General features: G+C 58.8%; 15 protein-coding genes. 6 read left to right on the top strand and 9 right to left on the bottom strand.

The genetic code is table 11. The features are described from left to right. The first annotated feature begins 2 nt into the window (after nt 1-2). Entirely contained in the window at nt 3-971 is a 969-nt protein-coding gene (locus ACYVIS_RS06160) for a Bug family tripartite tricarboxylate transporter substrate binding protein (RefSeq protein WP_460873507.1), read from the top strand. Nucleotides 972-1401: 430 nt separating this feature from the next. Here ACYVIS_RS06160 and ACYVIS_RS06155 read toward each other — a convergent pair whose 3' ends face one another. Further along, nucleotides 1402-1854 carry an Lrp/AsnC family transcriptional regulator gene (locus ACYVIS_RS06155; protein WP_232741142.1) on the bottom strand — a complete coding sequence of 151 codons (453 nt, stop codon included), beginning with the start codon at nt 1852-1854 and terminating at the stop codon, nt 1402-1404. Between the two features lie 112 nt (nt 1855-1966). Here ACYVIS_RS06155 and ACYVIS_RS06150 point away from each other — a divergent pair, with 112 nt between their 5' ends. From ACYVIS_RS06150 to ACYVIS_RS06130, 5 genes are all read left to right on the top strand, one after another. Next, the gene (locus ACYVIS_RS06150; protein ID WP_460873506.1) at nt 1967-5533 is read left to right on the top strand and encodes an indolepyruvate ferredoxin oxidoreductase family protein; all 3567 of its coding nucleotides are present in this window, start codon (nt 1967-1969) and stop codon (nt 5531-5533) included. Nucleotides 5534-5828: 295 nt separating this feature from the next. Next, entirely contained in the window at nt 5829-8744 is a 2916-nt protein-coding gene (locus tag ACYVIS_RS06145; protein ID WP_232741144.1) for a ribonucleoside-diphosphate reductase subunit alpha, read from the top strand. Nucleotides 8745-8762: 18 nt separating this feature from the next. Then, the gene (locus tag ACYVIS_RS06140; protein WP_232741145.1) at nt 8763-9929 is read left to right on the top strand and encodes a ribonucleotide-diphosphate reductase subunit beta; all 1167 of its coding nucleotides are present in this window, start codon (nt 8763-8765) and stop codon (nt 9927-9929) included. 157 nt (nt 9930-10086) lie between these two features. Further along, the gene (locus tag ACYVIS_RS06135; RefSeq protein ID WP_232741146.1) at nt 10087-10596 is read left to right on the top strand and encodes a histone H1-like DNA-binding protein; all 510 of its coding nucleotides are present in this window, start codon (nt 10087-10089) and stop codon (nt 10594-10596) included. Nucleotides 10597-10779: 183 nt separating this feature from the next. Then, nucleotides 10780-11343: a YggT family protein gene (locus tag ACYVIS_RS06130; RefSeq protein WP_232741147.1), complete on the top strand. Its 564-nt coding sequence runs from the start codon at nt 10780-10782 to the stop codon at nt 11341-11343. A gap of 924 nt (nt 11344-12267) precedes the next feature. Here the strand turns inward: ACYVIS_RS06130 and ACYVIS_RS06125 are convergent. The 8 genes from ACYVIS_RS06125 to ACYVIS_RS06090 form a co-directional block, all read right to left on the bottom strand. Next, on the bottom strand, nt 12268-12768 hold the full coding sequence (locus ACYVIS_RS06125) for an outer membrane lipoprotein (protein ID WP_232741148.1): 501 nt from the start codon (nt 12766-12768) through the stop codon (nt 12268-12270). Between the two features lie 142 nt (nt 12769-12910). Beyond that, nucleotides 12911-13867 (bottom strand): carbohydrate kinase family protein, encoded by a 957-nt coding sequence (locus tag ACYVIS_RS06120; RefSeq protein WP_460873503.1) that lies wholly within the window; start codon nt 13865-13867, stop codon nt 12911-12913. Nucleotides 13868-13876: 9 nt separating this feature from the next. Beyond that, nucleotides 13877-14884, bottom strand: coding sequence for a zinc-ribbon and DUF3426 domain-containing protein (locus ACYVIS_RS06115; protein ID WP_460873502.1), 1008 nt, complete (start codon nt 14882-14884; stop codon nt 13877-13879). A gap of 15 nt (nt 14885-14899) precedes the next feature. Further along, nucleotides 14900-15829: a 50S ribosomal protein L11 methyltransferase gene (gene prmA / locus ACYVIS_RS06110; protein WP_232741151.1), complete on the bottom strand. Its 930-nt coding sequence runs from the start codon at nt 15827-15829 to the stop codon at nt 14900-14902. 59 nt (nt 15830-15888) lie between these two features. After that, nucleotides 15889-17235 carry an acetyl-CoA carboxylase biotin carboxylase subunit gene (accC, locus tag ACYVIS_RS06105; RefSeq protein WP_232741152.1) on the bottom strand — a complete coding sequence of 449 codons (1347 nt, stop codon included), beginning with the start codon at nt 17233-17235 and terminating at the stop codon, nt 15889-15891. A gap of 6 nt (nt 17236-17241) precedes the next feature. Beyond that, nucleotides 17242-17673 (bottom strand): acetyl-CoA carboxylase biotin carboxyl carrier protein, encoded by a 432-nt coding sequence (accB, locus tag ACYVIS_RS06100; RefSeq protein WP_232741153.1) that lies wholly within the window; start codon nt 17671-17673, stop codon nt 17242-17244. Between the two features lie 84 nt (nt 17674-17757). Further along, nucleotides 17758-18192: a type II 3-dehydroquinate dehydratase gene (aroQ, locus tag ACYVIS_RS06095; protein WP_232741154.1), complete on the bottom strand. Its 435-nt coding sequence runs from the start codon at nt 18190-18192 to the stop codon at nt 17758-17760. 181 nt (nt 18193-18373) lie between these two features. Beyond that, on the bottom strand, nt 18374-18886 hold the full coding sequence (locus tag ACYVIS_RS06090) for a TlpA family protein disulfide reductase (RefSeq protein WP_460873501.1): 513 nt from the start codon (nt 18884-18886) through the stop codon (nt 18374-18376). Nucleotides 18887-18921 lie beyond the last annotated feature (35 nt).

Below are 18921 nucleotides of genomic sequence, written 5' to 3'. Positions count from 1 at the left end.
TCATGTTCATACATTCTTTTGCCCGATACAGTGCAGCGCTGCTGATCGGGGCCGGTCTCGCCGCATCCGCCCAGGCCGATACATGGCCGGCCAAGCCCATAACCCTCATCGTGCCGTCCGCCTCCGGCGGCGCCGCCGACCTCAGCGCCAGAACCCTGGCGCATTTCCTGACCCAGAAATCCGGCGCCAACGTGGTCGTGGAGGACAAGCCCGGCGCAGGCGGCATTATCGGCACCACAGCCGTAAAACAGGCGGCCCCCGACGGCTACACCTTCCTGCTTTCAACCAACTCGACGCAATCGGCCAATCAGTTCCTGTACAAAAAACTGCCTTACAACGCCGCACAGGATTTCGTTGACGTCGGCATGCTGGGCAAGTTCGGTACCGTGGCGGTAGTTGCCCCGGCCAACCCCATCAATTCCCTCAGCGAACTTGTTGCCAGCGCCCGGCAAAAGCCAGGCAAGGTATTTTTCGGCTACTACAGCTCGTCGTCGCGCGTTCCCCCCGAGCTCCTGAAACACTACGCAAAAATCCAGATCGAAGGCGCCGCCTATAAAAACGTCACACAGATACTGACCGATCTGCGCGGCGGCCTGATTCAGTTCGCCTTTGTCGACTACCTGACCGCCATGGGCCAGATCGAAGGCAAAAATCTCAAGCCTATCGCCGTGACAGGCGCCAAACCCAATCCCTTATGGCCGAACATCGCCGCCACCAACAGCGCCTACCCCGGTTTTATCGTGGAAGGCTGGCTGGGCATATCGGCCCCCAAAGGAACACCCAAGGCCATCGTCGAAAAAATGAATGGCTATATTAAAGACGCCATCCAGGACCCCGCCACCCGCGCGCAATACACCAGACTGGGACTACAGCCCGAAAGCATGGATGTCGCCAGCTTCCAGGCCTTCGTCAAGGAAGATGTGCAACGCTGGAAAGAATGGGTCAAGACCGCGCAAATTCCTGCGCAATAGAAATGTCGCCGCTATAACAGATGACACAAGCCCACTCCCGCGAAACATGACGACGCTACTGGGTAGGTGTGGCGCTTGTGGCCACTCGCCGCCAATATGGCTGCGAGCCGCGGTGGCGGCCTGGGCATAGCGGAGGAGCTTCGAGCCGGCCGCCTTCAAAGTCTAAGGCGGGGATGCAAGGTCGCGGCTGTTTGAGCGTCAAGGGTGTCTACAGCCCGGGGGGCTGTGGACGACGCGAGTTCCGCGACCGCCCCGCCTTAGACTTTGAAGGCGGGCAGTCCTGGCAAAGCCAGGACCCGGCGAGGCGACGACGATGTGCCCGGGCCGCCGCCGCGGCGCCTCAAGAACGCCAGCAACCTCAGCCATATAAGACAGCCCAGATGAACCCACGAGCGGTCACAAGACCCGTCCCTTGTCATCTTGACGGCCACTACAAAGGCAGGCGAACCTCCTGCTTGATCTCGCGCAAAGCAACAATAGTGCGGGTTTGACGGACACCCGGCAGATTGAACAGGAAACGATGCAGGAAACTGTCGTAGGCCTCCGGGCTTTGCACCAGAATTTTCAGCAGAAAATCGGCATCGCCGGTAACCGCATAGCACTCCAGTATCTCCGGCGCATCGCGCACCGAGCGTTCGAAATTCTCCACCACCGCGGCCGAATGCCGGTCCAGGCTGATTTGCGTGAACATGCAGCCGTGCAATCCGACCTTATTGCGATTAACCTTGGCGTAATAGCCCTCGATCGCGCCACTGGCCTCGAGCGCCTTGACCCGCCGCCACACCGGCGCCGTCGACAGACCCACCTGGTCTGAAAGCTGCTGGGCGGAGGCACGACCGTCTTTTTGCAAGTGCTGCAGAATTTTTATATCAGTTTTATCCATATTTGGCCGTTACGCGAAATGTTTATTTCAATAACTAGGGATTTTACGAGATAAAAGAGCAATAAAACCGCTTGCTTGAAACCCTATCATGGCCTGATTGATGGAGTTTTCTATGTCTACCCCTATACTTGATACGCAACATCAGCCGGACAGCACACCGCCGCCCAATGTTGATAGCGTCAATTCGACCAGGCAAGCCGCCGTCGATACGCAATACCAGCTCGGCGACAACCTGACACGTACCGAAGGCCGCGTGTTCCTGACCGGCACCCAGGCCCTGGTGCGCATGCTCCTCGCGCAGCATCGCGCCGACCGCAAGCGCGGCCTGAACACAGCCGGCTTCGTCACCGGCTATCGCGGCTCGCCGCTGGCAGGCGTAGACCTTGCCATGTGGCGCGCGCAAAAACTGCTGACCGCCAATCAAATCGACTTCCTGCCCGCCATCAACGAAGACCTGGGCGCCACCATCATGATGGGTACACAGCAGGCAGGCGTACGCGACGACCGCACCGTCGATGGCGTCTTCGGCATGTGGTACGGCAAAGGCCCGGGCGTGGACCGCGCCGGCGACGCCCTGCATCACGGCAACGCGGCGGGGGCGTCCCGCAACGGCGGCGTGCTGCTGATCGTCGGCGACGACCACACCGCCGCATCCTCATCCATACCGCATGCCAGCGAAACCTCTTTGCTGGCCTGGAGCATACCCATCGTGCACCCCGCCTCGGTCGAAGAATACGAATATTTCGGCTTGTGGGGCTGGGCGCTGTCGCGCTATTCGGGCGCCTGGGTGGCCTTCAAGGCCGTCACCGAAACCGTTGAAAGCGGACGCTCCTTCGATTTGCAGCCTGTGCCCGAATTCACAATCGACCAGAACGACATCCACAACGGTGCGCTGGAATACAGCGCCAGGGAATTCCTGACACCCGCCATCGAAAACCGCATCTCGGATCGCCTGCTTGCCGTCAAGGCCTTTTCCCGCCAGCACCCCCTGGACCGCCTGATCGATCCGGCACCTCACGCCACCCTGGGCATAGTCACAACGGGCAAGGCCTGCCTCGATACGCTCGATGCCCTGAAAACCCTGCAGGCAATGCGCCCCGAACAGCCCCTGCCTGCGCTGCGCCACTACAAGATCGGCCTGAGCTGGCCCCTGGATGAGCCGGGGTTCCAGGCCTTCGCCAAAGGCCTGGAGCATATTCTGGTGCTGGAAGAAAAAGCGCCTGTCATCGAAAGCCAGATCAAAGACCTGCTGTTCAATCGGGCAGTACACGCCACGGTCGTCGGCAAACGCGATCTGGAAAATGAGGTGCTGGTGCCCGCCACCGGACAGTTGCGCCCCGCCCTGGTCGCGGGCGCCCTGCGCCGCTGGTTGAAGCAAAGCGCGCATATCGACCTGGGAGACTCAGGCTGCGCCCTGGCGCCCCAGGCCGCGATCGAATCCGGCCCCTTGACTCGCCGCCCGTATTTCTGTTCCGGCTGCCCTCACAATACTTCGACCAAAGTCCCCGAAGGCAGCCAGGCGCTTGCCGGCGTGGGCTGCCATTACATGGCCACATGGATGGACAGAAAAACCAGCGGCCTGACGCAAATGGGTGGAGAAGGCGCCGACTGGATCGGTCTCTCGCGCTACACCCGCATGCCGCACATCTTTCAGAACATGGGTGAAGGCACGTACTTTCATTCCGGCTACCTGGCCATTCGCCAGGCTGTCGCCGCGCAAGCCAATATTACCTACAAGATTCTGTTCAACGACGCCGTCGCCATGACGGGTGGCCAGCCCGTCGACGGCTCGATTTCCGTTCCGCAAATCTGCCAGCAGATGGTGGGAGAAGGCGTCAAACGCATCGTCGTCACCACAGACGAGCCAGAAAAATATCAAGGTGTCGCGCTGGTCGCGGGTGTCACGGTCCATCACCGCCACGAACTGGACAAACTGCAACGCGAATTGCGCGAAATCGAAGGCGTCACGGTGCTGATTCATGACCAGGTCTGCGCCGCGGAAAAACGCCGGCGCCGCAAGAAAAACACCTTCCCCGATCCCGCCCGGCGGCTGTTCATCAACACCGCCGTGTGTGAAGGCTGCGGCGACTGCGGCACCCAATCCAATTGCCTGTCCCTGACCCCGGTTGAAACGCCGTTCGGGCGCAAGCGCGCCATCGATCAGTCCAGCTGCAACAAGGACTACTCCTGTGTGGACGGATTCTGCCCCAGCTTCGTGTCGGTCATGGGAGGCGCTCCCCGCAAAGGAGCGGGAGCCTCCGCGCCCCAGGACCGCGAACGGCTGGCGCAACTGGGCCAGACCCTGCCCGCCCCCGATTTCAAAACCTATCCCGAAACCTGCAATATCCTGGTCGCAGGCATTGGCGGCACCGGCATCGTCACGGTAGGCGCGATTCTTTCCATGGCGGCGCACCTGGAGGGCCGGGCCGCATCCATACTCGACATTACCGGCCTGGCTCAAAAAGGCGGCACCGTCATCAGCCATATACGCCTGTCCAACAATGCCCGACCCAGCGGCGCGGTGCGCATCGACCCGCAACAGGCCGATGTCGCAATCCTTTGCGATGCCGTTGCCGCCTCGAATCCAGAGGCGCTCGCCACGCTCAAACCCGGCCAGACGCTGATCGCCCTGAATACCTATCTGGCGCCCACAGCCGAATTTACCCGTGACCCGGATGTCGATTTCAGCCCGGAGCAGCTCGTAGGGAAAATCCGTCACGCCGCCGGAAACGCCAATACCCACTTGCTCAATGCCCATGACCTGGCCGCCACCCTGTTCGGCGACAGCATCATGGCGAACATGATGATGCTGGGAGTCGCATGGCAAAACGGCAGCATTCCCTTGAGCCTGGCCGCCATCGAGCAAGCTCTCGAACTTAACGGAGTCGCCGTGCAGGCCAACCAGGAAGCTTTTCGCGCCGGACGCATCGTCGCGCAAAACCCCCAGGCCCTGGCCCCCTTGGCGGCGCCCAGGGCGCAAGCCGTTGTCGTGCATTTCCCCGAATCCCTCGATAAAATCGTCGAACGGTGCCGGGCCGACCTGACGACCTACCAAAATGCGGCCTACGCCAGGCGCTATACCGATGTCGTCGATGCCGTGCTCGCCGCCGAGCAGGCCTTGCGACCCAAGGCCAAGCCGGCCCTGGCCATCAAGGTGGCTCAGTCGCTGCACAAGCTCATGGCCTATAAAGACGAATACGAAGTGGCACGCCTGTTTACCAACGGCGACTTCCGGCGCGAGCTGCACGAAAAATTCGAAGGCGAGTTCACCTTGCAGTTTCACATGGCCCCACCCCTGCTGGCGCGACGCGACCCCCTGACCGGCATTCCCCGTAAAATAAGCCTGGGCCCCCGCACCGAAAAAGCGCTTGCCCTGCTGGCCCGCTGCAAAACCCTGCGCGGCTCATGGCTGGATGTCTTTGGATATAGCGCGGAGCGTAAAATGGAACGGCAGCTAATCCGGGATTATCGCAAGGCGGTCCTGGGCGCGCTTGAAAACCTCGACGAGCGCAACTATGGCGTCGTGCTCGAACTGGCCGGATTGCCGCAAATGGTGCGCGGCTACGGCCACATCAAATTGGCCAGTGTCGGGCAATACCAAACCAGGCTCCAGCAGTTGCTGGCCGCCCTGGGGGATTCCCAAGCCGGCGCTAACAATTTTTTGCAATTGCACGCCTAGCCGCACAGCCAAACAGCCAAGCCACGCCCACAAAGGGCCTCGCCGCGGCGAGGCCCTTTTAATGCATAATAAAATTAAAAATCAAGTGATCTTTTCGCTTGCTTCACCTTGAATCAATCACTACAATTAGTGTTAGAAAAGCAAGATAACCACTACATATAGTGGTTTACCATAAAAAGACTTACTTGTCCCCAAAACACAGTAAAGCGGTCTTTTTTACTCCGCCACCACTACTAAAAACGACTAATTGAACACATGCTGCACGCAGCATGTCGCCTTTTATCCAGGAGCATTCATGCAGACCACACAAACCGCTGAGTCACGGCCCGAAGTCGCCCCTTCATCCACTCCTTCCGGGTCGGCCCCAAGCGCCTCGACCACCAGTCCCTGGCACAATTTCAACATCATCCGGCGCAACGGCGCGGTGGTTGGATTCGAGCCCAGCAAAATCGCCATCGCCATGACCAAGGCATTCCTGGCGGTCAACGGCGGGCAGGGCGCCGCATCGGCGCGCGTACGCGAACTGGTCGAAACACTGACGGCGCAAGCCGTCGGCGCGCTGGTGCGCAATCGTCCCAGCGGCGGCACCTTCCATATTGAAGAAATTCAAGACCAGGTCGAACTGGCGCTCATGCGCTCGGGCGAACACGACGTTGCACGCGCCTATGTGCTGTACCGGGAAAAGCGTTCGCAAGAACGCGCCCGCTCCGGCCAGGCCCAGGCTCCCGCCGAACAAAGCACCCTGAATGTCACCGACAATGGCATCAAGCGGCCGCTCGATCTGGGGCAATTGCGCACCACCATCGCCGAAGCCGGCCGCAATCTGTCACACCTTATCGATGTCGACGCCATCCTCAAGGAAACGGTCAAGAATCTCTACGACGGCATTCCGGTCGACGAAGTCTTCAAATCGGCCATTCTGTCGGCACGCGCCCTGGTCGAAAAAGACCCGGCCTACAGCCAGGTCACGGCTGGCCTGCTGATGCACACCATCCGCAAGGAAGTGCTGGGCGAAGAAGCGTCGCAAGCCGAAATGAGCACCCGCTATGTCGACTATTTCCCCCAGTTCATCAAAACCGGCATCGACAACGGCCTGCTCGACAGCAAGCTCAGCCAATACGATCTGCCGCAACTGGGCAAGGCCCTGAAGGCCGAGCGCGACCAGCAATTCAATTACTTGGGCCTGCAAACCCTGTACGACCGCTACTTCCTGCACGTGCGCGGGCGCCGCATTGAGCTGCCCCAGGTATTTTTCATGCGCGTCGCCATGGGGCTGGCGCTCAATGAAATCGACCGCGAAACACGGGCGATCGAGTTCTACGAAGTCCTGTCGTCCTTCGATTTCATGAGCTCCACTCCCACCCTGTTCAACTCCGGCACCCTGCACTCGCAACTGTCTTCGTGCTACCTGACCACGGTCTCCGACGACCTTGTCGGCATCTACGACGCCATCAAGGAAAACGCCCTGCTCGCCAAATATGCCGGCGGCCTTGGCAACGACTGGACTCCCGTGCGCGCGCTGCGCAGCCATATCAAGGGCACCAACGGCGAAAGCCAAGGCGTCGTGCCCTTCCTCAAGGTCGTCAACGACACCGCCGTTGCCGTCAATCAGGGCGGGAAACGCAAGGGAGCGGTCTGCACCTACCTTGAAACCTGGCACCTCGATATCGAGGAATTCCTCGAGCTGCGCAAGAACACCGGCGACGAGCGGCGCCGCACGCCCGACATGAATACCGCCAACTGGATCCCCGACCTGTTCATGAAGCGCGTCATGGAAAACGGCGAATGGACTCTGCTTTCGCCTTCCGACGCCCCCGACCTGCACGACAAGTACGGCCGCGCCTTCGAACAGGCATACATCGGTTACGAAGAAAAGATCGCCCGCGGCGAACTGGCCTTGTTCAAGAAAGTTCCGGCAACATCGCTATGGCGCAAGATGCTGTCCATGCTGTTCGAAACCGGCCACCCCTGGATCACTTTCAAGGATCCCTGCAATATCCGCTCGCCCCAGCAGCATGTGGGTGTCGTGCACAGTTCCAACCTGTGCACCGAAATCACGCTCAATACCAGCGAAACCGAAATTGCCGTGTGCAATCTGGGCTCGGTCAACCTGACCGCCCACCTCAAGCAGGATGCCGGCGGCCAATACGTGCTCGATCACGACAAGCTCCAGCGCACCATCAGCATCGCCATGCGCATGCTCGATAACGTCATCGACATCAACTATTACGCCGTACCCAAGGCGCGCAACTCCAACGCCCGCCATCGCCCGGTCGGCATGGGTGTCATGGGCTTCCAGGACTGCCTGCACATCATGCGCGTGCCGTTCGCCTCCGACGCCGCGGTCGAGTTTTCCGATCGCTCGATGGAAGCCGTCTGCTACTACGCCTACTGGGCTTCCAGCAAACTGGCGGCCGAGCGCGGCCACTACTCCAGCTTCAAGGGCTCGCTCTGGGATCGCGGCATTCTGCCGCAAGACACGCTGGCCATGCTGCGCGACGAACGTGGCGGCTATGTCGAGATCGACGACAGCAGCACGCTCGACTGGGACTCCCTGCGCACCCATATCCAGCAGTACGGCATGCGCAACTCGAACTGCATTGCCATAGCACCCACAGCAACCATCGCCAATATCATCGGCGTTTCGCCCTGCATCGAACCCAACTACCGCAACCTCTACGTCAAATCCAACCTGTCGGGCGAATTCACGGTGGTCAACGATTACCTGGTGCGCGACCTGAAGGAACGCAATCTGTGGGACGAAGTCATGGTCGCCGACCTGAAGTATTTCGACGGCAGCCTGGCGCGCATCGACCGCATCCCCAACGAGCTGCGCGAACTCTACGCCACGGCTTTCGAAGTCGACCCCACCTGGGTGGTCGAATGCGCGGCGCGCCGCCAAAAATGGATCGACCAATCCCAGTCGCTCAATATCTTCATGACGGGCGTGTCCGGCAAGAAGCTCGACGACACCTATAAGCTGGCCTGGACTCGCGGTCTCAAAACCACGTACTACCTCCGCTCCAACGGAGCCACTAACGCCGAAAAATCGACCGGCCGCGGCGGCGAGCTCAACGCGGTGTCCTCGTCCGGAGCGTCGCACGCGAGCATGGCGGCCGCAGCGGCCCTGCCCGAAGCCGAAGTAATGGGCGCCGCATGCACCATGCGTCCCGGCGATGCAGGATTCGAAGAATGCGAAGCCTGCCAATAAGCGAATAGGAAACATATTATGTTGAATTGGGAAAACTCTTCCACCCCATCCACGGCACCCGGCCAGGCGGCGCTTCAGCCCTCCGCCAACGCCGCGCCCGCCAGGGTAGGCTCCGACACCGCCATACCCACGCCGGCAGCGGCGGCATCCGCGTCGGGCGACAGCTCGGGCCGGGTGCGTGCTGCCGACAAGCGCATCATCAATGGCCAGACCGATGTCAATCAACTGGTGCCGTTCAAATACAAATGGGCCTGGGAAAAATACCTGTCGACCTGCGCCAATCACTGGATGCCGCAAGAAATAAACATGTCGCGCGACATTGCCCTGTGGAAAAACCCCAACGGGCTGACCGAAGACGAACGCCGCATCATCAAGCGCAATCTGGGCTTCTTCGTCACGGCCGATTCGCTGGCCGCCAACAACATCGTGCTGGGTACATATAGGCACATTACCGCGCCTGAATGCCGCCAGTTCCTGTTGCGCCAGGCATTCGAAGAGGCCATCCACACCCACGCCTATCAATACATAGTCGAAAGCCTGGATCTGGACGAATCGGAAATTTTCAACGCGTACAACGAAGTCGCTTCAATACGCGCCAAAGATGAATTCCTGATCCCGTTCATCAACGCCATTGCCGATCCAAACTTCAAAACAGGCACCCCCGAAACCGATCAAACCCTGCTTAAATCGCTCATCGTTTTTGCGTGCCTGATGGAAGGTTTGTTCTTTTATGTTGGTTTTACGCAAATTTTGGCATTGGGCCGTCAAAACAAAATGACAGGCGCCGCCGAGCAGTACATGTACATTTTGCGCGACGAATCCATGCACTGCAATTTCGGCATCGATCTGATCAACACGATCAAACTCGAGAACCCGCATTTGTGGACAAACGAGTTCCGCGAAGAAGTGCGCGATTTGTTCCGACGGGCTGTAGACCTTGAATATGCTTACGCTGAGGACACCATGCCGCGCGGAGTGCTCGGTTTGAATGCCTCGATGTTCAAATCATATTTGCGATTTATTGCCAATCGCCGATGCCAACAAATCGGTCTGGAACCGCTTTTTGCGCAAGAAGAAAATCCATTTCCATGGATGGCCGAGATGATCGACCTCAAGAAAGAACGCAACTTTTTCGAGACAAGAGTGATCGAATATCAAACCGGCGGAGCATTAAGCTGGGAATAATGCTTGGTATTGAGTGACTGCTTACGTTAGACTCTAGGCGTACGAAGTACAAAGTACTTTGTACGCTTGCGCCATTTGAGATGGGTCGCACCCTTTCCGTGGGGGCCATATCAAATGGGTGGATGTTTTGAACGACTCAATCTCAAGGAGTTTTATTATGGCAACAGCCAAAAAGGCGGCCAAAAAAACCGTCGCGAAAAAAGCAGCACCCGCAAAAAAAGTAGCAGTCAAAAAAGCAGCAGCGAAAAAAGCTCCTGCCAAAAAAGTAGCAGTCAAGAAAGTAGCAGCTAAAAAAGCAGTCGCCAAGAAAGCAGTCGCTAAAAAAGCACCGGCAAAAAAAGTAGCCGCTAAAAAAGCACCTGCCAAAAAAGCTGCGGTCAAGAAAGTAGCAGCCAAGAAAGTGGCAGCTAAAAAGCCAGCCGCTAAAAAAGCCCCGGCAAAAAAAGCCGCCGCTAAAAAGGCTCCTGCCAAAAAAGCTGCCGCTAAAAAACCAGCTGCCAAAAAGGCCGCTGCCAAGCCTGCCGCTAAAAAGGCTGCCCCTGCAGCCAAAAAGCCCAGCGTGAAAGCAGCAGCTAAAGTCAGCAAGGCAACAACTGCTGCACCAGCTGCCAAAAAAGTGATCAACCCGGTCGCTTCCTGGCCATTTCCTACGGGCGGTCGCCCGTAAGCCTGTAGGCACAGGCTCGAAAGTGCCAATTTGAAGAATATGGCTGTGGCTTGCGCCTTGAAGTACCGGCGCAGATCCAGCCCAGCCAATTGAACTGCCCGGCTTTGCCGGGCAGTTTTTTTATGCTCCAAGGTTTTGAGTCATGCGACAATGGGCGTTCGTAAAACCCAAAGTAGCCACACCATGCTCAGCGACGCCCTGCACTTTATTATCAACATTGTTTTTACCCTGTTCGGAATCGCGCTGATTATCCGGGCCTGGATGTTCGCAATACGGCTGCACCCGTTCAATCCGTATTCGCAGGCGGTGCTGCGCCTGACCGACTGGCTGATACAGCCGATCCGCAAAATCGTCAGGCCCGGCAACCGGCTCGATTGGCCATGCCTGCTGGCAAGCTGGCTAACCGCCTTTGTCTTTTTGCTGCTCACCTGGATAGTACTGACAGGCCAGTTTCCTCCCGTCAGCAGCTTATTGCCGGCGGTTCTCGCCAGCCTGTTCACGCTGCTGAAATGGGCGCTTAACCTGGTGCTCTGGCTGACTCTGGTGCAAGCCATTTTATCGTGGGTCAATCCCCTGGCGCCGATCATGCCCGTGTTGCACACGCTGACAGCTCCCTTGCTCGACCCCATACGCCGCATGCTTCCCAATTTTGGGGGGCTCGATTTTTCCCCCCTGGTCCTGCTCGTCCTGGCGCAAATAGGCATGGTCTTCCTGGAACATCTTTCCTTCTCGCTGTTTGGCGTCTAAAGCATTTTGGATTTAAGTAGTCGGCACTGAACGCGTTTCAGTCATGTGTTTGAGCCGTTTAGGTTTGAGCAATGGCTTGGGGCTGTGTTGTTTGTGTAGGCGGGTGTAATTCTATAAAGACGCCGCAGGGTGGGCGGTGCTGTGCAGTCCGGCACGTCCAGCGGTCGTGGTGCTACGCACCCCGACTGCCCGGGTCTGCCTCGTCCAGGCGGGCGTCGGGCCAACTCACTGCGCCGCTGGCGCGGCTCCGTTCAAACAAGGCCCGCCGAAGGCCCCCGCCTTCCCTTCGTCAGCACCCGGCGCTGGACTACCGCCGGACTGCACAGCACCGCCCACCCTGCGGCTTGCGTTGAGGAAATGCATCGAGAGCAGCGTTGGGGGCATGCACCGAGGGAAACATGCACCGAGAGAAACGTTGAGATCATGCATCGAGGTATACATTGATGCCGGCAAGTTGATTCCAGGCAAGCCCTAACGCGAGCCGTCTATCGGGGCTTGGGATCAGGACCGGCGTAAGGCGTGCGCCGGATGCTACCGTAGGGAAGGCGGGGGCTTTCGGCGGGCCCTGTTTGAGCGGCGCTCGCGCCGCGAGTTGGCCCGACGCCCGCCTGGACGAGGTAGATCCGGATCAAGCACGCCGTGCCGGGCCTGACCCCAAGCCCCGATAGACGGCGTCTTTAAATACCTATCCATCGAACCTCGTAAACACCCAAACGCCGTAAACGACTCGAACCAAAAATGCACCAAGTATCGGATCCCGAACCATCCCGGCTTGATACCTCGGCGCCAAAGTGCTCAACAAAACGCAAGAAAGCCCACAAGGGGCTCTCTTACAGAATCAGGCAAATTAGCCTACGCATGTCGATTGCGCGCATGCTTGCCCGCATTGATGCAGCTTACACCAAGAGTCGATGCCCGCACTGCCTACATAGGCACGACACGGGTTGGGCCATTGCCGCTGATCATGCGCACGCGCTGACCGGCGGAAAGAGGAACATCGGCCGCCTGGGCCACGACACGGGTTTCGCCGTTATCCAGCCGCACGGTGATTTCCAGCCCCTGGGTCCTTCCAGCCTGGTTTTCCACGGCATTGCCCGCCAACCCGCCCAAGATGGCGCCACCGACCGTTGCCAATACATTGCCGCCGCCACGGCCGATAGTGCTGCCCACCACGCCGCCCAATGCGCCTCCGGCCAGCATGCCGGCACCGCTGCTCTGCCCCTGCTGGATAATGACCGGACGCACCGACTCTACCGTCCCGGTGCGCACAACCTGCTCGCGCTGCGCCTCGCCGTAGCTATAGACCGAGCTGGACGCCGTATCGTTGGCACAACCGGCCAACATCGCCAGGGAGCCCGCCAGAGCCAGCGCAGCAAGGGTCCGGTTTTTACGCAAGCCGGCAAACGATAAACTGACAGGATTCATGAAACTGCTCCCTAGTAAGCCACCGCCGCCCCTGCTCTGGGCAAGGGCACACACCCGATCCGGGTGTTATTTGAAAAGCGGCAAGAACAAAATTTAAAACCTGAACGACACACGGCAATTCCGCTGATCGCCAGGCAAACGCTCAAGCCTGACCGGCCTGATCGAGCAAATCGAGCGCGTAATGCTGTTTGAGGGCAGCGCTGATTTCACCGCGGCTCGGGTGATGGTTTTGCGGCCCGCGTGAAGCAATTTTAAAAGCGCCCATCACATTCGCCAAGCGGCACGCATCGGCCAGGCCCCACTGCTGCGTCAGCCCATAGAGCAGGCCAGCCCGGTGCGCGTCGCCGCAGCCGGTGGGGTCGACGATATTTTCCACCTTGACCGGCTCAATGGCCGTTTCGGCACCGTTGGAGTAAAGCGTGGCGCCTTCACCACCGCGCGTCACCACAACAGCCTGCAAGGACCGGGCGATTTCCTGCATGCTACGCCCGGTTCGCTGTTGCACTATGCTGGCTTCGTAATCATTGGCAGTGAGGATCTGTGCCATCTCGAGCATCTGCGTGATATCTTCCCCTGAAAACAAAGGCATGGCCTGGCCCAGATCGAAAATAAAGGGAATGCCGCTAGCCTTGAGACGTCGAGCGTGGGCAAACATGCCTTCTTTGGCATCGGGCGCCACAATTCCCCACGAGGCCTTGGTGCTGCCCCAATCGTTTTCCGCCGAACGCACCATGGCCCCCGGATGAAAGGAAGCGATCTGATTGTTGTCCAGATCCGTCGTGATAAAACACTGCGGAGTAAACATATCGGGGATGACCCGAATCAAGCTCGTATCTATGCCCAGGCGTTTCATATACGCCAGGTAATCGGCCGCATCGCCGCCCACGGTACCCACCGGCATGGGGTGCCCACCCAGCAGTTGCAGGTTGTAGGCGATGTTTCCGGCGCAACCGCCATATTCCTTGCGCATGGTCGGTACAAAAAACGAGACGCTCAGCGACTGTATGCTGTCGGCCAGAATATGTTCTTTGAAATGCCCCTCGAACACGGCAATCGTATCGAAGGCAACCGAACCGCATACTAAAACCTTTGCAGACATCCTGATCCTTTAAGGAAAAAATTTACCGAGCTGAAATCCATTAACCTTCACGCCCGCCACCGTAATCGGCACCGTGGCGACGATTTCACCATGAGCGGCAAATGGCCCTTCCAGGAGTTTTGCCGTCAGATAACTTTTCGGAGGCAGGTTCTTCCTGGCCACGACCACGCCCGAAAAATCGACCAGATCCAGTGTAAGGGTCGGCCATTCCTGCGGCTTGTCATAATTGTTGCGCAAGGTAAGCTGCAAGGTCATTTGACTGGTGTCCTTGTCCGCACCGGCACCCTTGGGGCCCGCGCGCAAGGATGAATTCATGATCGAAATGAGCAGAATGCGGCGCGAATACGGAACATCGCACTTAAGCGATGCGCAGGCCTTGGTCAGAATCGGCCGCAGGGCCGGTGAATGGTTGGCAATGTTCGCCCGATACACATACACCACCTGGGCCAGCAACACCGCCAGAGCCATCAGGCACAGCGCCCCCCAGAACACTCTCGCGAAACCATGACGGCGCTCGTACCGTTCGTCCAGAAAGGCGGGCAAAGGCAGTTGGTCTTCATCGGCCCGACGCGGCTCGATATAAATTTCCGGCGCATCGGGGGCCGGCTCGCCGCCGACATAAAACGAGGCAGGGCTCGGTTCTGCTTCACGCTGCTCTGTGTGCCGCGGCACACTCAAGACGGGTTCGGCACGCAGCCGCAACGGCACGGTGCGCGTCGAGGAAATCGTAAACGCGGGAGCAGCGGGCGGAGCATCTGGCGCATTCGATACCGTTGGCGCGGAAGGCAGCGGACGCGTCTCTTGCGCCTGCGCCGAACGTTGGCGTACAACGCTGGGCTCAGGCGCGGAAGGGGGCGCGGCGCCCGCGGACGAGCCATCGCCCGACACGACGGCTTCGTACCCATCGAAAATGTGGGCGCAACTGACACAGCGGATGTAGCCCTTGCGCAACTGCAATTGTTCCAGGCTGGCTGGAAAAACCGAACCGCATCGAGGACATTGTGTGCTTAAGTCCATAAGGCAAATCTATCGTTAATTGCGCTGTCCGCACAAACAAACCCAACCGTCGCGTGCGCGCCATACACTCATGGCAAGCCAGGGCGCATAAGCCATGGCCACCTCGTCAGCCTGACGCTCCAGAACACCCGACAAGATCAGCCGCCCGCCCGGAGCAACCCGGTTGGACAACATGGGCGCCAGCACTTTCAGCGGGTTGGACAAAATATTGGCCACGACCAGTTGCAATTGGCCCGCCGGAAGCTGGTTTGGCAGCAAGGCATCCAGAACAACCTGATTTACTTCTGCATTGTACCGAGTTGATTGCACAGCCTGCTCGTCGATATCGACGGCCCACGTGTTGCCCGCCCCAAGCATTTTGGCGGCGATCGCCAAAATGCCGGACCCGCAGCCATAGTCGAGCACCGTTTCGCCGCCTTGCAGATGCTCGGCCAGCCACTCCAGGCACAGATGGGTCGTTGGATGGCTGCCGGTCCCGAAAGCCAGACCCGGATCCAGCTCAATATGAATCGAGCCCTGCCCTGCGCTGGCCGACGCCCCTTCGGCCAGCACGGGTACACGAGGGTCGTCGCGATGCCAGCTGGGCACGATCCAGATCCGTTCTCCGATCTGGATTGGCCCGAACTGCGCCTGAGTGATCCGCACCCAATCCGCATCCGGGACTTCGCGCACCGACCAGCCGGCCGCTGCTTGAACTCCAGCCTCGGCACTCGCCTGCTCCAGAATCTGGCCAGGGTCCGCGCCATCGGGCAACAGGGCGACCACGCGATTGCGCTGCCACGCCTGTATCTCGGGTTCGGTACCCGGCTCGCCGAACAAGGGCTGTTCCGCGTCGGTATCGCTATCGGCGTCCTCTACCGAGACCGACAGCACACCTGCGTCGAGCAAGGCATCCGACAGCGCCTCGGCCTGGGCTTCCAGGCAACTTAGGACGAGTTCACGCATGATCTTTTCCGTTAAAAAACAGGGGCACGCCCCTGTCTGGCCCGCCTCGGTATCGCAGATCAGGGACGCTGCGAAAGCTTGTGCTCGAGGTAGTGGATGCTTGTGCCGCCTTCGACGAAACGGGCATCCTGCATCAGCTCGCGGTGCAGAGGGATGTTGGTCACTATGCCTTCGACCACCATTTCAGACAGAGCGATTTCCATGCGTGCAATGGCCTGCTGGCGCGTGTCCCCGTAGGTAATAAGCTTGGCAATCATGGAGTCGTAGTTCGGCGGCACCACATAGCCGCTGAACACATGGGAATCCATGCGCACGCCAGGACCGCCCGGCGTATGCCAGTTGGTGATGCGCCCCGGGCTGGGCGTAAATTTGAAGGGATCCTCGGCATTGATGCGGCATTCGATGGCGTGGCCCTTGATCTGGATATCGCGCTGGCGCAACGTAAACTTTTCGCCGGCGGCAATCAGGATCTGCTGCTGCACCAGATCGATCCCGGTAATCATTTCGGTAACCGTATGTTCGACCTGGATCCGGGTATTCATTTCAATGAAATAAAACTCGCCGTCCTCGTACAGGAACTCGAAGGTGCCGGCGCCGCGATAGCCAATTTTGCGGCACGCCTCGGAGCAACGCTCGCCGATGCGTTCGATAAGGCGCCGCGCGATACCCGGCGCGGGAGCCTCTTCGATGACTTTCTGGTGGCGGCGCTGCATGGAACAATCGCGCTCGCCCAGCCAGACGGCATTGCGCCCGCCGTCGGCAAGTACCTGGATTTCCACATGGCGCGGGTTTTCGAGGAACTTCTCCATATAGACTTCGGGATTATTGAACGCCGCGCCAGCCTCGGATTTCGTCATGGTGACGGCGTTCAGCAAAGCCGCCTCGGTATACACCACCCGCATGCCCCGGCCGCCGCCGCCGCCCGAAGCCTTGATGATCACCGGGTACCCGACTTCACGGCCCAGGCGCATGATTTCCTGGGGATCGTCCGGCAAAGCGCCCGGCGACCCCGGCACGACCGGTACACCGGCCTCGATCATGGCTTTCTTGGCGCTTACTTTATCGCCCATAAGGCGAATCGATTCGGGGCGCGGGCCGATAAACACAAAGCCGCTTTTTTCGACGCGATCGGCAAAATCGGCGTTTTCGGACAGGAAACCGTAGCCGGGATGGATTGCTTCGGCATCCGTGACTTCGGCTGCCGAAATCAGCGCCGGCATATTCAGGTAACTGTCGCGAGCCGCGGCAGGCCCTATGCAAACCGATTCATCGGCTAAACGCACATACTTGGCATCGCGATCGACATCGGAGTGCACCACCACCGTTTTAATACCGAGTTCGCGGCAGGCGCGCTGGATGCGCAAGGCGATTTCACCACGATTGGCAATGAGAATTTTTTCAAACATTGATGATCAGCCGATAACAAACAGGGGTTGACCGTATTCAACGGGCTCGCCATTTTCCACCAGGATTTCTTTAATCACGCCGGACTTGTCCGCCTCGATTTCGTTCAGCAGCTTCATGGCCTCGATGATGCACAAAGGCTCGCCCTCTTTGACGGTCTGGCCCAATTCGATAAACGGCGAGGCGCCTGGATTGGGAGCGCGGTAGAAGGTTCCCACCATCGGGGCCTTGACCACATGCCCTTGAGGGGCGGCCGGGGCAGCCGGCGCTGCGGCAGGCGCAGGCGGCGCGGCAGGCGCTTCGTAGGCAACAGGAACGGGCTGCACCGTTTGGGAGAATTTGACGATTCTTACCTTGCCCTCGCCCTCGGTGATCTCGAGTTCGGCAATGCCTGACTCTGCAACCAGATCGATCAGGGTTTTTAGTTTTCTAAGGTCCATACAAACTTCCCATGACATTACTCTGCGGCTGTAATGCAGAGTCAACGTTGATGATTAAAAAGACAGGCTGTATTGCCCCATGCGCTAATTACACAGGGCGTAGCGTAATGCTGCTTCGTACCCAAAAGAACCCAGCCCGACAATCACTCCCTGCGCCGTATCGGACAAATAAGAGTGATGGCGAAACGACTCCCGCTTGTGTACATTCGACAAATGCACTTCCACGAACGGAATTGCGACCGCGGCCAGGGCATCTCGCAGTGCCACACTGGTATGAGTGTACGCCGCGGCATTAATAATGATGAAATCGATATGATCCTGGCGGGCCTTTTGAATACGGTCTACCAGCTCGCCTTCGTGATTGCTTTGAAATACGCTGCAACTCGCTCCGGCCTGGCTGGCCAACTGCCGCAAATTTGCATTGATATCATCCAGAGTCTGTCGGCCATAAACCTCGGGCTCGCGCGTACCGAGCAAGTTAAGGTTAGGACCATGCAGAACCAGGATTTGTTGCGCCATAACGAAGGTTTCTATTACTGACAGAACGCTTTTTTACGCTAAAAAGCGTTATTTGTCCATTAAATACAGATAATTTACAAAAAGAATTGTCGCGGCGGTGTCGTCGCGGATGTCGTTTTCGCGGTATTGCAGGGGCGAAGCAGGCTTGCATCCGAACGCCGCAAGCCCTGCGCGCAAAGAGCTAGGCCGAAAGGCCTTGCACGACTTGCTCGAACTCCTTGGTCTTGATTTGCCCAAGAACCCGCTTGACCTCACGGCCTTTGGCGTCGAAAACCACGGTAAACGGCAAGCCGCCCGCCTGATTTCCCAAGTCGCGCATCAATTGTATACCCTCGTGGCCGGCCACCAACAAGGGGTAGGATACCCGCACTTTTTGCACAAAAGACTGAATGTTGCTGGCAGTATCGACGCCTATACCCAGGAATTGCACTGATGGGTATTTTTTATGCAAAGCCTCGAAGTCGGGCATTTCCTTGACGCAAGGGGGGCACCAGCTTGCCCAGAAGTTGACGACCACCGGCCTGCCTTGCCACCTGGACAGGGCAATGGCGGTACCGTCGGGATCGGGGAGCGTCTGCGCAAACAAAGGGGCCGGGCCGAACGTGTCGGCCAGCGCCGCACCTTGCAGGCCGCTGGCCGCGGCCGCCCCGGCCAATATTGCCGCATGGCGTAAAAAAACGCGCCGTTTCATCATTATCTTTTCAATGGGTGATTCCTAGCCTGGTAATC

The sequence above is a fragment of the Paralcaligenes ginsengisoli genome, from assembly GCF_054781135.1.
This window is presented reverse-complemented; position numbering and strand designations above follow the sequence as displayed.

What these genes read in the sequence shown, in the direction of transcription:
- ACYVIS_RS06140 (WP_232741145.1), top strand. Translation starts at nt 8,763, where the DNA reads ATGTTGAATTGGGAAAACTCTTCCACCCCATCCACGGCACCCGGCCAG.
- ACYVIS_RS06145 (WP_232741144.1), top strand. Translation starts at nt 5,829, where the DNA reads ATGCAGACCACACAAACCGCTGAGTCACGGCCCGAAGTCGCCCCTTCA.
- ACYVIS_RS06125 (WP_232741148.1), bottom strand. Translation starts at nt 12,768, where the DNA reads ATGAATCCTGTCAGTTTATCGTTTGCCGGCTTGCGTAAAAACCGGACC.
- ACYVIS_RS06090 (WP_460873501.1), bottom strand. Translation starts at nt 18,886, where the DNA reads ATGATGAAACGGCGCGTTTTTTTACGCCATGCGGCAATATTGGCCGGG.
- ACYVIS_RS06130 (WP_232741147.1), top strand. Translation starts at nt 10,780, where the DNA reads ATGCTCAGCGACGCCCTGCACTTTATTATCAACATTGTTTTTACCCTG.
- ACYVIS_RS06120 (WP_460873503.1), bottom strand. Translation starts at nt 13,867, where the DNA reads ATGTCTGCAAAGGTTTTAGTATGCGGTTCGGTTGCCTTCGATACGATT.
- accC (WP_232741152.1), bottom strand. Translation starts at nt 17,235, where the DNA reads ATGTTTGAAAAAATTCTCATTGCCAATCGTGGTGAAATCGCCTTGCGC.
- ACYVIS_RS06150 (WP_460873506.1), top strand. Translation starts at nt 1,967, where the DNA reads ATGTCTACCCCTATACTTGATACGCAACATCAGCCGGACAGCACACCG.
- ACYVIS_RS06115 (WP_460873502.1), bottom strand. Translation starts at nt 14,884, where the DNA reads ATGGACTTAAGCACACAATGTCCTCGATGCGGTTCGGTTTTTCCAGCC.
- ACYVIS_RS06155 (WP_232741142.1), bottom strand. Translation starts at nt 1,854, where the DNA reads ATGGATAAAACTGATATAAAAATTCTGCAGCACTTGCAAAAAGACGGT.
- aroQ (WP_232741154.1), bottom strand. Translation starts at nt 18,192, where the DNA reads ATGGCGCAACAAATCCTGGTTCTGCATGGTCCTAACCTTAACTTGCTC.
- accB (WP_232741153.1), bottom strand. Translation starts at nt 17,673, where the DNA reads ATGGACCTTAGAAAACTAAAAACCCTGATCGATCTGGTTGCAGAGTCA.
- ACYVIS_RS06135 (WP_232741146.1), top strand. Translation starts at nt 10,087, where the DNA reads ATGGCAACAGCCAAAAAGGCGGCCAAAAAAACCGTCGCGAAAAAAGCA.
- prmA (WP_232741151.1), bottom strand. Translation starts at nt 15,829, where the DNA reads ATGCGTGAACTCGTCCTAAGTTGCCTGGAAGCCCAGGCCGAGGCGCTG.
- ACYVIS_RS06160 (WP_460873507.1), top strand. Translation starts at nt 3, where the DNA reads ATGTTCATACATTCTTTTGCCCGATACAGTGCAGCGCTGCTGATCGGG.